The organism is Brevibacterium sp. ZH18, from assembly GCF_022748595.1.
Taxonomy (GTDB): domain Bacteria; phylum Actinomycetota; class Actinomycetes; order Actinomycetales; family Brevibacteriaceae; genus Brevibacterium.
The window spans coordinates 59,378-73,390 of the sequence record NZ_JALDSX010000003.1 but is presented as its reverse complement, the minus strand read 5'-3'; the positions used below and the strand labels follow the sequence as shown (position 1 = coordinate 73,390).

Here is a 14,013-nt window from a genome sequence, read left to right as displayed (position 1 = left end):
TATGCGTCTGAGCACCTCGGGAATCATCTTCATCATCGCCGGGGCCGCGTTGATCGTCGCGGCCTACCGCTTTGCGCTGCCCGGGCTTCTGCCTGCCGGAATTCTGCTGCTGGCTCTGGTCCTCCTGTCAGCACTGCTGATCACCTGGGGCACCAGACGTGTATCGATCACGCTGCGGACGACGTTGCCGATCGTGGCTCTGGCGCAGTCCAAGGACCGCTATCCACTCGCTCCCGAGGGCAAAGAGGTCGAGGTCGAAGCCACTGTGGTCAATACCGGCCATCTGGCGATCCCGGCGTCGACGATCGACTTCCGGGCCGCCGACGGGTTCGGTGACTCCACAGTGGGCGAGGTGCCGTCCCTGTCCGGTGGCAGCTCACAGACCGTGCTGACCTCATTCACGCCTTATCGGCGCGGGCTCAGCGGAATCGAAGCGGTACTCATCACGGTTGCTGGTCCTTTCGGACTCGTGACGATGAAGAAGAAGGTGTTCGACAATTACACGATCGCCGTCTCGGTGCCGATCCTGCCGGCCAGGATCCCCTCGGACTCGGCGATCAGACCGGCCCGCCTCGACGACGGTAAGGTCCGTGCCGGCCACACCACTCGTGACTTCCACACCCGGGAGTACGTGCCGGGCGACGACCTGCGTCATGTGCACTGGCCGACCACAGCGAAGTCCGGTGAGCTCATGGTCCGCCACGAGGCCGACGAGGAGACTCTCCACGCGCTCATCGTCATCGACCTGGAGGGTCAGGACGAACATCCGGACGAACACGAAGTCGAATACCTCTTGGCCGCAGCTGCGGCAGCCGGAACCGCTTTCCTGCGTGCCGACTACGATGTCTACGTCGTGGCGCCCGGCCATCAGGCCCGCCTCGCCGGACAGCGTGACGTCGAACGCCTGCGGCTGCTCACCGCGCTCATCGAGCCAGGCCGGGTCGAGTTGCCTGCGCACGACAATCCCAACCACATCGTCATCTGCGCAGCCGATGACCACCGCGGCCAGCAGCTGGCCGCCCAGTTCTCCCGCCGAGTCCCGGTGACAGTCCGCAGCCTCGGCGACATCAGCGATATGACCATGGTGGGGCTGACCGAAGACCTGCCCGAGTCATGGACCACGTTCGACGCGAAGCGAGTGAAGAGATGAGCCCCGACGCGCAGACCGGCGCTGTGAACCAGGCACCCGTTTGGCTCGAGGCCTGCGCGGTCTTCGTGGCCATGATCCTCGCAGCCGTCGGGCTGTCAGCGGTCTTCTCCGATTTCGCCTGGCTTCCGTCAGTCGTCATCTCGATCCTCGTCATCGTCATCGTCGGTGCGGTGTTCCGCAGCATCCCGACGCTGCGGGCCAGCGGCGCCGCAGTCATCGCGCAGTGCATCGTCGGCCTGGTGAGCATCCTCGTGCTCTGTGCGCCGGAAACTCTGATGCTCGGGTTCATCCCCAGCGGGAGTTCGTTCACCGCCGTCATCGATCTTCTCTCAGCTGGAGTCAGCGACCTCTACACCACGACTCCCCCGGCACCCAACACTCCTGGCTTCACCACCGTCCTGACGATCGCGTTCACTCTGATCACGATCCTCATCGACGGTTTGGTATCCGATCTCAAAGCGCCCAAGGTCAGTGGCGTACTGCTGCTCGTGCTGTGGATGATCCCTGTCTTCTTCGCCCCGACAGAGGTGAGATGGTGGCACGTCACGGCGATTCTCGCGGCGTTCCTCCTGCTGATGCTCAGCCCGTACTTCCCCTCGACGAGGTGGCGCGGCGGACTCACCGCACTGACCGCGGGTGCGGTGGCAGTCGCCATCGGCATCGGCGTTCCTGTGCTCCTGCCACAGGTTCAGACGCTGCCCAATCGCGCGGCCAGCGACAAGGGCGACCTGACAGTGACCAACCCGTTCCTCGACCTGCGTGCCGACCTGGGCAACCGTGACGACTCCGTGCTGTTCAACTACACCTCGACCGAATCTAAGCCGCCGCCGATCAGACTGACCTCGATCAACTCCTTCGATGGTCAGTCGTGGTCGCCCACTCCGTTCGCCCTCGACCAGTTCGCAATCGCCGACGAGGGACTGCCCTGGCCCGCGGGTCTGTCAAGGGATAAGAACTTCACCGAAGAGCGGATCGACGTCACGGTCAATGACTACGATCAGCAGTACCTGCCGACCCCGTATGCGCCGCAGCAGCCGACCGGGTTGGACCGGCGGTGGATCTATGACGAGAAATCGCTGACGATCGTCGGCAACGGTGAGAAGTTCGGCGGGCAGAAGTATTCGATGGACTACCTCTCCAGCGATCCAGACGTCACCGACATGCAGAAGGCATCACCGGTGAACACTCGTGATTTCGAGACCGAGCTCGAGGTTCCCGACAGCATGCCGAAGAGCGTGAGCAAGACTGCCGAGGACATCACGGCCGATGCGAAGAACCAGTGGGAAGCGGCAGTGCTGCTGCAGGCCTATTTCCGCAGCGGTGACTTCGAGTACTCTCTCGATGCGCCTGAGAAGGCTAGCGGAGATGCGATCTCTGACTTCCTCGTCGACAAGAAGGGCTACTGCGTCCAGTTCTCTTCGGCGATGACCATCATGGCTCGCACGATGGGAATCCCGGCTCGGATCGGAGTGGGCTTCTCCTCCGGCACCGAAAAGGGCGACGGCTTCGATGTGACGATGAAGGACTCGCACGCGTGGCCCGAGCTGTACTTCGAAGGCGTCGGTTGGGTTCGCTTCGAGCCGACTCCCGGCGGGCCCGCCGGAGATCCACCGAAGTGGACGGTCGCCAGCGGTGCCTCCCAGGACAACTCGGACGAAAACTCGGACGAGTCCGCCTCACCGACCGAGGAGCCGACCGATGGCGCCAAGGAGGCTGAGCCGACCGATTCCGAGTCCACCAGCAGCGAAGAGACGACGGCGGCAGCGGAACCCGCCGGCCAGAACCTCGGCACCTATGCCTGGGCCGGCCTCATCGTGCTCGTCATCCTCCTGCTCGCAGCGATTCCTGCGATTCTGCGTCTGGTCCTGCGTCGCCGTCGCACCAACGATCCGGATGATCTTGAACGCGTATGGACCGAAGTCCGCGCCCTGGCAACCGACTACGGTCAGAGCCTCGATCCGAGCAGAACTCTGCGACACAACGAGCTCGTTCTGGCCGGTTCGGCCGCCGGAGCGACAGCAGAATCAGCCCCTGCAGGTACGGCCCGTGTGGATTCAGCCCCTGCAGATTCAGCTCCAGCAGACACGGGCCATGCAGATTCAACTCCGGCGGATACGTCGACGACTGGGAACGCGGAAGCATCGACGGACGGCACAGCCACACCAGGTTCAGCGGCGTCTGATCCTGGTCGTGGGCACACACAACGGGCCACCGAGCCCGATGACAAGTTCTCTGCACTGCGGAGCCCTGCACCGTCTGCATCCGCCATCAGACGCGATGATGACACCGCGCTGTCGGCCTTCGTCGACGCTCTCGAGGCTCAGCGTTACGGGACGAAGCAGCAGGGTCTCACCGAAGCAGAAGTCGACGCTGTCGTCGACGAAGTGACCGCCGACCTCTCCGAGACGGCAACTCCTGGGAGCCGAATCACCGCGAAGATCTGGCCGGCCAGCATCTTCAACCCGCCCCGCTGATCAGCTGGCTCCTGTTCCGCGGAGAGGTCCTTGAGACCGCATGGCAGGGCCTTGTGCCCACAGCTTCGGCGCCGTTCCGGTCACGCGACATCGCCCTGCGCCTTGAGTCTGCGCAGGGCGATCAGTCCGAGCAGCGCGGCGATCGGTTTGACGAATTCGAGCTCCCCGAAACGGTAGTCGGCGCCCCAGCACAGGCGCACACCCAGATCGGGGCGAAGACCCCACAGGTGGATGCGAGCTTTCTGTGCATGGTGGGAGTTCGAGACGATTTTGATCGCGTCGGCGTCCTCGACGAGTGGGATCGCATTCTGGACATTCTCAAACGTCGACAGGCTTGCGCATTCGAGGCGCACATCTCCGGCGTACCCCAGTTCCTCCCGCGCGTACTGGTCCATCAGCTCGGCTTCCGAACGGTCCCCGGCAACGTTGCCACCGCAGAGCACAAGAACGGAGCTGCGCGCTAAGGGATCGATCGAACGGATGCCCGCCCTGACCCTGAAGCGATTCATGAAATTGGCGCGGTTCCCGTGGTTTCTGTAGCCGAGAACCACAACTGCCTCGTCCCGACCTCGACTGCGGCCGTATCCGAGGTCGCGACGGCTGGCGCTCCAATGGGTGACCTCGCCGAACACGAAGACGGAGGCAACGCAGGCGGAAGCAATCATTGCGGCGGGAACTCTTCGCATGACGTAATGGTACGTGTAAACGATGACACGCTACGGGTGCACGGTGACGGAGTGCTGGGAAGGATTGTGCAACAACCGGAGATTCGACCAGTCGCTGAGTGGCAGGGCTTCGGGTCGCTGGTATCAGCGCACCGCGAAAGTCACCGCGGTCATTCGCCCCGCTGGCGCTTCTCCCACCGGTCTTCGATGCGGTTCATGAAACCGGGCGAACCTTTGGCCTCGGGCTTCGGCCCATTCGACGTCGGATGCGATCGTTTGGCAGTGTCGCCGACCTGGCCGGGGCGACTGAACGCCCAGTACATTCCTGTGACCATGAGTCCGAAGCCGACGACGCCGAGGGCGATCCACCAAGCGGACTGGGCAACCATGGAGATTGCGAAGATCGCCGCGGCAAGCCCGGCGAGCGTGAGCAGAATTCCCACCACGAATCGCTTCGCTGAGAATCCTGGTCCATCTGCGGCGGCTTGGGTCTCTGAGATATTGCGTGCGAAACGTGGGTCTTCACTGCGCAGCTGCTTCTCCAACTGATCGAGCAGCTGTTGTTCGTGATCGGAGAGTGGCATCTCGAACCCCCGTTTCCTTACTATGGCCTAATGCCTCAATCATAGTCTCTGAACACTGAAAAAACATCTTGAGAACGGGTCAGCTGTCCGGATTCCCACTGCGTCCCCAGACTGTGAGGCACCTGGCTACGGACCACCTCAGCAACTAGTCCTGATTCGGATGCTTCCTCAGCAGAGAAGCCTGGGAGATCGCTGCCGTTCCGAATCGCTTCCGCACATCATCGAGAGCAACCTCTGCTTCCCGACCCGCATGCTCGGGTTCGTCCAATCGTGCCTGCCGGCCGCTGATCGCAAAGTCCATGAGTCCAGCGGCGCGAAGCCCCAAGAGTCGAACGCCCTTCGACTTCTGTTCGCGAAGTCCGATGACGATGGGCCGCAGCGCCTCATACATCTCACGGGCCAGATCCGTCGGAGCATCCAGCGTGACAGACCGCGACAAAGTGGTGAAGTCGGACAGACGATACTTCAGACCCAGGGTGGTGGCGACCTTGCCATCGGCTCTGACTCGATGCGCAACCTTGTCGGCCAGTCTCAGCAGTTCGTGTTCGAGCTGACTCAGGTCCCAGACGTCTTCGGCGAAGGTCTGCTCAGCGCTGATCGACCGATCCTTGACCTCACGGTCCATCCCGTGGGAATCCTGCCCATGGGCGCTGCGCCACAGGTGATGTCCATGGGCTCCGAAGACCCTGCCGGCCCAAGCCTCGTCCACTGCAGCCAGGTCGCCGATCAGTCGGATCCCGTACTTCGCGAAGGACTCCCTGGTCTTCTCCCCCACACCGGGCAACGCTTCGATCGGCATCGGATCGAGGAACTTCTGGGTCGCTGCCAGCGGAACCAGCAGCTGACCATGCGGCTTGGCCCGCGTCGACGCCAGCTTCGCCACCACTCTGCTGCCGGCGATGCCCACTGACGCACTCAGCCCGGTTCTCGCTTCGATCTCGGATCGCAGCTGCGAGGTGATCAGGACAGGCGGCCCGAGACGGCGCACCGCGCCGGAGACATCGATGTAGGCTTCGTCGACGCTGACCTGCTGGAAGTCCGGCGTCACGTCGGCCACGAGGTCGAAAACCTGTCGGGAATAGGACGAATACAGACCATGCGAAGGGGGAATCACCTCGGCGAACGGGCAGAGATTCATGGCACGGGCCATGGGCATTGCCGCGTGCACGCCGAACTCACGCGCCTCGTAGCTGGCGGACACGACCACCCCGCGTCCGCCGCGGCCCCCGACGATCACGGGACGGCCGAGCAGCTCCGGTCGCGTCAGCAGCTCCACCGAGACGAAGAATGAGTCCATGTCGAGGTGAAGCATCGTGGCACCGGTGTCATCGGTCCCGAGACGACTCAGGTCACCACCCGATCGTGCCAACTGTTTCCGGCTCATCGCTCACCCATGGGTCTGCATCGGCTCCTTTCGGCCCCCCCCGTCGCTCAATCCGGGTATTCTGTAGTCATGGTATCGCGCACCACTGTCATGACATTGCCCCTCGCCCTCGCCCTCGTCCTCGCAGGATGCTCGGGGCCGGCCGACGAAGCTTCCCCTAAGACCTCTGCCGCCGATCAGTCGCAGGCGGCTGAGGCATCAGCCTCGCCCGAGGCGTCCGGCGGCACGGCCAGCACCCAACCCACTAAGGATTCGGCGTCGACCAACGTCAAGGACCTCCCGGACTACATCAAGCCGTACCCGGATTCGGAGGTCCTCTCCAGCTCGGCATCGAAGGCCAAGTCCGGCGACAATGAACTCAAGCAGGTCAGCCTGGTGGTGAAGGCCAAGGCCAAGCCGAAGGACATCTTCAAGTTCTACGACAAAGCCCTGAAGAAGGGCGGCTTCGAGTCGTACGGCAAAGAGGTCAAGACCAAGAGCGCCGAGGTCGTCAACTACCGCAACAAGGACAATGACGGCCTGCTCGTGGTGACGATTGCGAAGGACCCCAGCGACACAGTGAACTCGATCGTCACTGTCGGTGGGAACGTCATTCCATGACATCTGCCGACGATCCGCTGGTGAGCCGACCCCTCGCTAGCGGCCCGACGAGCGAACCGGCCGGTGGCTTCGGACAGTCCCGCCCTGTCGCGTCGCTCGACACCCCGGAATCCATCGCCGCCGAGGTTTCGGCGCGGATCGAGGAATTCCTCGAGTCCAAATCCGCAGAGTTCCTCACGATCTCCCCCGACGCCGCTGACATCGGCCGCGCACTCGTCGACTTCACGCGTGGGGGCAAGCGGATTCGCCCGGTGCTGCTGTGGTGGGGCTATCAGCTCGTCTCCGAACTTGGCTTCGATGAAACGTCGTTGACCGCGGGCGTCGCTGACGCTGCCGGTTCTCTCGAGCTCCTCCATGCTGCGGCGCTCATCCACGACGATGTCATCGATCATTCGGACACTCGCCGGGGCAGTCCTGCGCTGCATCGGCAGTTCGAGTCCCGCCACCGCGAACGCGCCTTTCAGGGCGAGGGCGAGTCTTTCGGAGTGGCCGCCGCCATCGTTATCGGCGACATCTGCCTGGCACTGAGCGAAGAGCTGTTCGAACGGTCTCAGGCGACCCTGGGCATCACCGCGTCTGCGCGAGAGCTGCGGGCCACGATCCGCCGCGACGTCATGGTCGGGCAGTACCTCGATGTCCTTGCCGAGGTGATTCCACTCGACGACGAACGCATCGGCGATCGGGCGTGGGAGGTCCTCAGCTTCAAGTCGGCGAAGTATTCAGTCGAGCAGCCGCTTCTCCTCGGTGCCGCCCTGGGCGGCGCGAGTGAGGAGCAATTGACGGAGATCTCCCGTTTCGGACTCCCTCTCGGCCAGGCCTTCCAACTGCGTGACGATGTGCTTGGCATCTTCGGCGACCCCGAAGCAACGGGCAAGCCTGCCGGCGACGACATCCGAGAGGGCAAGCGCACCGTCCTCATCGCCGAGAGCATGAAGAATCTCGCTCCAGATCAGATCCGCCTCTTGGCCGAGCGCCTCGGAGATCCGAAGCTCTCCGACACCGAGGTGGCCGAATGTGTGGCGATGCTTGCTGACGCGGGCGGCCTCAAGGCGGTCGAAGACTACATCGATGCCAAACATGCCGAGGCGCTGGCAGTCATCGACAGCTGGGCCTCCGGCGACGAGGCGCTGGCCTCAGAATCTGATGCCAGAGTGCCGCGGAACACCGTGCCGCCGAACACCGTGCCGCGGGACGCCGAAGCAGGGCGTGCCCGAGTACGGATCGGCGCCGAGGCGAAGAATCAGCTCACGGCGTTCGCCGATGCGCTCAGCTACCGACAGAAATAGCCCAGTCAGGCTGAGTTGAGGTTGAGCTGAGGCTGAGCTGTCAGAACGCGAGTGCCTGGGCTCGACGCCGGACTTCCTTGCGGTTTCCGGCACGCAGCAGGTCGATCGGGCGCCCGGGCAGGGTCTCATCTGGGGTGAAGAGCCAATCGATGGACTCCTGGTCGCTGAATCCTGCGTCGCGCAGCGTGCTCAAGGTTCCTTTGAGCGGAGTGACGACCGACCCGTCCATGAAGAACTCCGTCGGCACCCGCAGAACTTTCGGCTTCCCATGCTTGTATCCGCAGAACGCACCGTCCTCGAGGAGCCTGCGCACCTGGGTGATGCCGAGCCCGGTCATGTCGGCGATGTCTGGCAGTGTGGCCCAATCCTGGACGAGTTCTTCCGTATTCACGTCCCCAAGCCTAGCAATATTTGGCAGAAACGCCCCGCCATGCCCGGCCGAATGCTCGGGAGGTGCCTGGCCACTCGATAGTCTGGAGTGTGAAACTTCCCCATCCGATATGAAGTCAACAGGTGACAGATGAGACGTACGCGACGGAATCCTCAGATGCCCATCACCGCCGCTCCTGACATCCGTGCCGCATCGAAAGTGAATTCGACCGGCCCGATCCCCGGCTTCACCGACCCCTCGCACACCGCTCGCGCCCCTGAAGCCTCCTCTCACGACGCTGAGGCCCTCGCAGAATCCGATGCCGCGCGCACGCCGAATACCCCCGCGCCGAGCGAAGTACAGCGGACCCACGAAACGGCCGGCACCGAAGACTTCGGCCCGGCATTCAGCTCCGCTCCACAGGCTCCCCAGGTACCGTCCGCTGAACCGCAGGCTGCCGAATCACATGCTCCTGAATCGCAGGCTCCTGAATGGCAGTCCTCTGAATGGCAGTCCCCTGAGCTCCACGACTCTGAGTCTGAACCCAAGGAGTCTGAACCCAAGCCAGCTCATGCTCGGCATACGGGCCCTCGGTGGACGTCCGGTACCAACGGCGAGACCGTCCCGGTCACCCACGGCGGACGCACCTATAAGACCAAGCAGGGCGACACTCTCTACGGTGTGGCCAGCCGCCACGGCGTCTCCGTCCCCGCACTGGCCGAACTCAACCGCATCTCGCCTCGACAGAACCTGCACCAAGGGCAGGTCCTGTCCCTGCCGGAGAAGAACGACCTACCCGATACCGATCCATCTCATGTGGTCGCGCCCGGCGAGACTCTGCACGGCATCGCGGCCCGCCATCACATGGCGCCCTCGGCTCTGCGCAGGGCGAACTCGATGGGAGACGATTCGTTCCTCAAGGTCGGCGAACTGCTGCTCCTCAGGGACTCGACGGCCAAGCGTCACAGAATCGCTCCCGAACCACCTGCCGACGTTCCCCGCGTCGCCACCAGTGCTCAGGTCGAGGGGATTCGACCCGACGTGCTCAGGGCGGCTCGGCTGAACAAGTTCACTCTGCTTCAGCGCACCCACCCCGCACCCGCCCAGGCCCGACTGCTCGTAGCCTCGATAGCTGAAGAGCTCGGCGCCGAGCCGGCGCTCATGCAGGCGGTCGCCGCCCAGGAATCGGGATTCCAGCACACTACAGTCTCAGCGGGGAACGCGATCGGCATCATGCAGGTCACTCCCCGTTCGGGACGGTGGGCCAGCGACATCGTCGGCCGCGCCCTCGACTTGCTCGACATCGCCGACAACGTCGTCGCAGGAACCGTCATCCTCGGATGGCTGATCGAAACCGCAGAATCGGAGAACGAAGCATTGGCCGGTTACTACCAGGATCTGCGCTCAGTCCGGTCAGAGGGACTCCTGCCGGAGACGAAGGCCTTCGTCAGAGCTGTGCAGATGCAGCGCCCGAGAATGCAGGTGGCGCTGTGAGCGCACGCCCAGATCCACTCATCGGGGTCACACTCAACGACCGCTACCGCATCGACGCCAAGGTGGCACGAGGCGGGATGGCCATGGTCTACCGCGGCACCGACCTCCGCCTCGACCGTGAGATCGCCATCAAGGTCATGCACGAGCATCTCATCTCCGATGACACCTTCGTCGAACGCTTCCGGCGTGAGGCGATCAACGCCGGCCGCCTGACACACCCCAACCTCGTTGCGATCCACGATCAGGCTCGCGACGGCGACATCGTCTACTTGGTCATGGAGTACCTGCCCTCGGTGACGCTGCGCCGTGAGCTCAAGCATCGGGGAACGTTCACTCCCCGCCAGGCTATTGTCGTGCTCGACGCGATCCTCGCCGCGCTCGAGGCTGTCCACTCCACCGGAATCATCCATCGCGACCTCAAACCCGACAACGTGCTGCTCGGCACCGACGGGCAGGTCAAGCTCGCAGACTTCGGGCTGGCTCGAGCCGTGACCTCTGCGACGACGACGAAGACTCTGATCGGCACTGTCGGCTATGTGGCACCGGAACTCGTCACCCGCGCCGGAGCCGATGCCAGGACCGACCTCTACACCGTCGGCATCATGTTCTACGAAATGCTCACCGGCACTCAGCCCTACACGGACGATGTGCCGATTCAGGTTGCCTACCGGCATGTTCACGATTCGGTGCCGGCACCCTCAGAGAAGATCGCCGGTCTCAGCCCGAGGCTCGATGCCCTGGTGCTGTGGGCGACCTCGAAGGACCCCGAAGATCGCCCAGCTGATGCTGCCGAGTTCCGCAATGCCCTCGCCGAGGCGCGTGCTGAGATGAACGAGAGCGAACTCGACCTCGGTGACCCGGACGTCACCCCAGGTGAGCACTCCCCCATGCTCACTGCGAGCATCGACCTCGGCTCGGACTCGCCGAAGGAGAAGCGATCGCGCACGGATGAGATCCCCTACCTCGGCGAAGGGGAGGAATCCGATGACGGTTCCGAAGAATCCGCGGGCGCCGTCGCCGGTGCGGGTGCGGGTGCGGGTGCCGCCGGTGCCGTCGCCGGTGCAGTTGCGGCCGGAGCGGGCGCAGGCGCCATCGGTGGAGCTGGCCCAGCGTCAGCCGATTCGACCCTGAGCAGATCCGACAGTGACGAACTCGACGAGCATGAAGGCGATGACAACGACGGTCACGGAGACGATGACCACGGGAACTCGACGGGGACAGCGGCTGCAGCAGCCGCCTCGGCGGGATCACCGCGTCGAAAACGCAGACGACGTCTGGCGACGACGGTCGCAGCAGCATTGGTCGCCCTTGCCCTCGTGGCCTGGCTGGTCATCGCCAACCAACCTGCTCCGACTGCCATCGTGCCCGCTCAGCTCGCGGGTAAGCAGCTGGAAGAGGTGACCTCGCAGCTCGAAGAGAGCGGGTTGGATCCGAAGCCGAAGAAGGTCTTCGACGACAAGGTGCCGGCCGGTACGGTCATCGGCACGGACCCCGTCGGCGGTGCGGAACTCTCCCCGGACTCGACCGTGACCGTGGTCGTGTCCAAGGGCGAGGAGATGTTCGCCGTGCCCAAGCTCGAAGGCCTCAGTGCCGACGAGGCGAAGGACGCGTTGAAGAAGTCTGATCTCTCTGTCGGAAAGATCGACGAGAAGTACAGCGACTCGATCAAGAACAAGCAGGTCATCTCGGCCTCGAAGAAGCCTGGCGAAAAGCTGTCCAAGGGCACCAAGGTGGATCTGGTGGTGTCGAAGGGCGTTGCCCCGATCCCGGTACCCAAGGTGGAAGGGCTGACCTTCGACGCTGCCTATGCGACCTTGGCGAAACGCGGCTTCCGCGTGGGCAAGGACGAGGTGTTCTCTGATGATGTCCCCAAGGGCAAGGTCATCTCGCAGTATCCGAAGAGTACGGAATCCAAGCCCGCGAACTCGCTGATCATCGTCAAGGTCTCCAAGGGCAAGGAGAAGAAGGACGACAAGTCCAAAGACGATAAGTCCAAGGACAAGAAAGACGAGAAGAAGAAGGACGACAAAAAGAAGGACAGCTAGCGAGTAAGCAGCTCACAGGTTGCTCGCTCGCTAGCTGACTTCGGGTCAGACTCGAGCCCGTCGTTCAGTTGCGACGGGTCAGGTACTCTGCCACTTGGAAGGCCATCTCGAGTGACTGATCGTGGTTGAGACGCGGATCGACAAGCGTCTCGTAGCGGCGACGCAGACCCTCGTCGTCGATCTCTGTCGCTCCGCCCATGATCTCGGTGACGTCATCACCGGTGAGTTCGATGTGCAGGCCACCAGGAATGGTGCCGGCGTCCTGATGCGCATTGAAGAAGCCTTCCACCTCAGCCATGACGTCCTCGAACCGGCGGGTCTTGTAGCCGGTGTTCGATGTGATGGTGTTTCCGTGCATCGGGTCGCAGACCCAGGTCACGTGAGGCAGTCGGTCGCCGATTCCTGCGAGGAGCTTCGGCAGAGCCTCTCGGATATTGCCAGCGCCCATGCGGGTCACGAAGGTCAGTCGTCCCGGTTCGGCATCGGGGTCGAGCTTCTCAGCCAGCGCCAACGCATCATCGGCGGTGGCAGTCGGGCCGAGCTTGACACCGATGGGGTTGCGGACCTTGGACAGGAAATCGACGTGTGCACCGTCGATCTGACGCGTGCGCTCACCGATCCACAGGAAGTGGCCTGACACGTCGTAGGCCCGACCCGTCCGCGAATCGATGCGGGTCAGTGCGCGTTCGTATTCCAGCAGCAGTGCCTCATGGGCAGCGTAGAACTCTGTGGTCTTCAGTGCCTCGAAGTCTGCACCGCAGGCATCCATGAAGCGGATGGCACGGTCGATCTCCTTCGCGGTCTGCTCGTAGCGCTGGTACCCGGGATTTGATGTGAGGAAACCGCGGTTCCATTCATGGACCAAGCGGAGGTCAGCAAAGCCGCCCTGGGTGAAGGCGCGGATGAGGTTGAGCGTCGAAGCCGAGACCTGGTAGGCCTCGAGCAGACGCGCGGGATCGTGGCGACGAGACTCCTCGGTGAATTCGTAGCCGTTGACGATGTCGCCGCGGAACGACGGAAGGGTCACGCCGTCGCGGGTCTCGGTGTCCTGGGAACGAGGCTTGGCGAACTGGCCGGCCATGCGGCCGATCTTGACGACCGGCATCGATCCGCCGTATGTGAGCACTGCTGCCATCTGCAGCACCGTCTGGACACGAGCGCGGATGTTGTCAGCCTGAGCTCCAGTGAAGGACTCGGCGCAGTCACCACCGGCAAGGACGAATGCCTCACCGCGGGCGGCGGCTCCGATGCGCTGCTTGAGCACATCGGCCTCACCTGCGAAGACCAATGGGGGCGAACTGCGCAGCTTCGTCATCGCCTCGTCGAGCGCTTTGGCGTCAAGATAGGTCGGCTGCTGTTTCGGGTCCATCTCTCGCCAGTCGTCGAGACCGCTGAGATTGTCGGAATCTGCGGCGGCGATACCGCGGTCGGCGAAGGCAGGATCAGTATGAAGGCTCACTGTGGTTCTTTCATGGTGTGTCGGTGCCGGTTTCGAAGTCCTCGGCTGAGACGTTGTCGAGGAAGTCCCTGAACTGGGCCACCTCTTCCTCATCAGCGGCGGGAGCCTCGATGCCGGCTTCTTCGAGCAGTTCTGAATCGACGTACACCGGGCAGGATGCAGTCAGCGCCAGGGTCACAGCATCCGAGGGACGCGCGGAGATCGACTTCCCGTCGCTCGTGTGGAGCTCGGCCAAGAAGATCTGCCCGTCGCGGCCAGTGATGGTGACATCGGCCAGCTCCGCCTCATAGGACCCGAGGACATCAAGCAGAAGCGCATGCGACATCGGGCGAGGAGGAGTCAGTCCCCGCTGAGCGATCGACAGTGCGTTCGCTTCGATGGCTCCCACCCAGATCGGCAGGTAGTAGGCAGGCTCGGTGGCCTTGAGCAAAAGGATCGGCTGGTTGGCGGGCATTTCGATGCGCACACCGACAACCTCAACTTCGACGTTTGACATTATCCC

General features: G+C 63.4%; 12 protein-coding genes. 6 read left to right on the top strand and 6 right to left on the bottom strand.

The features are described from left to right. Nucleotide 1: 1 nt before the first annotated feature. Both MPN20_RS01965 and MPN20_RS01960 read left to right on the top strand, forming a co-directional pair. On the top strand, nt 2–1,150 hold the full coding sequence (locus MPN20_RS01965) for a DUF58 domain-containing protein (RefSeq protein WP_242778845.1): 1,149 nt from the start codon (nt 2–4) through the stop codon (nt 1,148–1,150). Then, on the top strand, nt 1,114–3,624 hold the full coding sequence (locus tag MPN20_RS01960; RefSeq protein ID WP_242778842.1) for a DUF3488 and transglutaminase-like domain-containing protein: 2,511 nt from the start codon (nt 1,114–1,116) through the stop codon (nt 3,622–3,624). The genes MPN20_RS01965 and MPN20_RS01960 overlap by 37 nt, the downstream gene beginning before the upstream one ends. Nucleotides 3,625–3,704: 80 nt before the next feature. On the opposite strand, the gene MPN20_RS01955 is transcribed toward MPN20_RS01960, so the two are convergent. The 3 genes from MPN20_RS01955 to dinB form a co-directional block, all read right to left on the bottom strand. Continuing rightward, a complete protein-coding gene (locus tag MPN20_RS01955; RefSeq protein WP_242778839.1) occupies nt 3,705–4,310 on the bottom strand; it encodes a YdcF family protein in 606 nt (201 codons plus the stop codon). Between the two features lie 149 nt (nt 4,311–4,459). Further along, nucleotides 4,460–4,873: a DUF3040 domain-containing protein gene (locus tag MPN20_RS01950; protein WP_242778836.1), complete on the bottom strand. Its 414-nt coding sequence runs from the start codon at nt 4,871–4,873 to the stop codon at nt 4,460–4,462. 145 nt (nt 4,874–5,018) lie between these two features. After that, nucleotides 5,019–6,257, bottom strand: a complete 1,239-nt coding sequence (gene dinB / locus MPN20_RS01945) for a DNA polymerase IV (protein ID WP_242778833.1) — start codon at nt 6,255–6,257, stop codon at nt 5,019–5,021. A gap of 69 nt (nt 6,258–6,326) precedes the next feature. On the opposite strand from dinB, the gene MPN20_RS01940 reads away from it, so the two are divergent. Continuing rightward, nucleotides 6,327–6,857 (top strand): hypothetical protein, encoded by a 531-nt coding sequence (locus MPN20_RS01940; protein ID WP_242778830.1) that lies wholly within the window; start codon nt 6,327–6,329, stop codon nt 6,855–6,857. After that, the gene (locus tag MPN20_RS01935) at nt 6,854–8,143 is read left to right on the top strand and encodes a polyprenyl synthetase family protein (protein ID WP_242778827.1); all 1,290 of its coding nucleotides are present in this window, start codon (nt 6,854–6,856) and stop codon (nt 8,141–8,143) included. The genes MPN20_RS01940 and MPN20_RS01935 overlap by 4 nt, the downstream gene beginning before the upstream one ends. 40 nt (nt 8,144–8,183) lie before the next feature. Here the strand turns inward: MPN20_RS01935 and MPN20_RS01930 are convergent, their stop codons facing one another. Beyond that, nucleotides 8,184–8,534: an Rv2175c family DNA-binding protein gene (locus MPN20_RS01930; protein ID WP_242778824.1), complete on the bottom strand. Its 351-nt coding sequence runs from the start codon at nt 8,532–8,534 to the stop codon at nt 8,184–8,186. Between the two features lie 156 nt (nt 8,535–8,690). Between MPN20_RS01930 and MPN20_RS01925 the strand changes: the two genes are divergently transcribed. Together MPN20_RS01925 and pknB are read left to right on the top strand one after the other, a co-directional pair. Further along, nucleotides 8,691–10,007 (top strand): LysM peptidoglycan-binding domain-containing protein, encoded by a 1,317-nt coding sequence (locus MPN20_RS01925; protein WP_242778821.1) that lies wholly within the window; start codon nt 8,691–8,693, stop codon nt 10,005–10,007. After that, nucleotides 10,004–12,052, top strand: coding sequence for a Stk1 family PASTA domain-containing Ser/Thr kinase (pknB, locus tag MPN20_RS01920; protein ID WP_242778818.1), 2,049 nt, complete (start codon nt 10,004–10,006; stop codon nt 12,050–12,052). The genes MPN20_RS01925 and pknB overlap by 4 nt, the downstream gene beginning before the upstream one ends. Before the next feature lie 64 nt (nt 12,053–12,116). Here pknB and MPN20_RS01915 read toward each other — a convergent pair whose 3' ends face one another. Together MPN20_RS01915 and MPN20_RS01910 are read right to left on the bottom strand one after the other, a co-directional pair. Then, a complete protein-coding gene (locus tag MPN20_RS01915; protein WP_242778815.1) occupies nt 12,117–13,511 on the bottom strand; it encodes a 3-deoxy-7-phosphoheptulonate synthase class II in 1,395 nt (464 codons plus the stop codon). A gap of 10 nt (nt 13,512–13,521) precedes the next feature. After that, nucleotides 13,522–14,007, bottom strand: a complete 486-nt coding sequence (locus MPN20_RS01910; RefSeq protein WP_242778812.1) for a bifunctional nuclease family protein — start codon at nt 14,005–14,007, stop codon at nt 13,522–13,524. Nucleotides 14,008–14,013 lie beyond the last annotated feature (6 nt).

What these genes read in the sequence shown, in the direction of transcription:
- MPN20_RS01965 (WP_242778845.1), top strand. Translation starts at nt 2, where the DNA reads ATGCGTCTGAGCACCTCGGGAATCATCTTCATCATCGCCGGGGCCGCG.
- MPN20_RS01960 (WP_242778842.1), top strand. Translation starts at nt 1,114, where the DNA reads ATGGACCACGTTCGACGCGAAGCGAGTGAAGAGATGAGCCCCGACGCG.
- MPN20_RS01955 (WP_242778839.1), bottom strand. Translation starts at nt 4,310, where the DNA reads ATGCGAAGAGTTCCCGCCGCAATGATTGCTTCCGCCTGCGTTGCCTCC.
- MPN20_RS01950 (WP_242778836.1), bottom strand. Translation starts at nt 4,873, where the DNA reads ATGCCACTCTCCGATCACGAACAACAGCTGCTCGATCAGTTGGAGAAG.
- dinB (WP_242778833.1), bottom strand. Translation starts at nt 6,257, where the DNA reads ATGAGCCGGAAACAGTTGGCACGATCGGGTGGTGACCTGAGTCGTCTC.
- MPN20_RS01940 (WP_242778830.1), top strand. Translation starts at nt 6,327, where the DNA reads ATGGTATCGCGCACCACTGTCATGACATTGCCCCTCGCCCTCGCCCTC.
- MPN20_RS01935 (WP_242778827.1), top strand. Translation starts at nt 6,854, where the DNA reads ATGACATCTGCCGACGATCCGCTGGTGAGCCGACCCCTCGCTAGCGGC.
- MPN20_RS01925 (WP_242778821.1), top strand. Translation starts at nt 8,691, where the DNA reads ATGCCCATCACCGCCGCTCCTGACATCCGTGCCGCATCGAAAGTGAAT.
- MPN20_RS01910 (WP_242778812.1), bottom strand. Translation starts at nt 14,007, where the DNA reads ATGTCAAACGTCGAAGTTGAGGTTGTCGGTGTGCGCATCGAAATGCCC.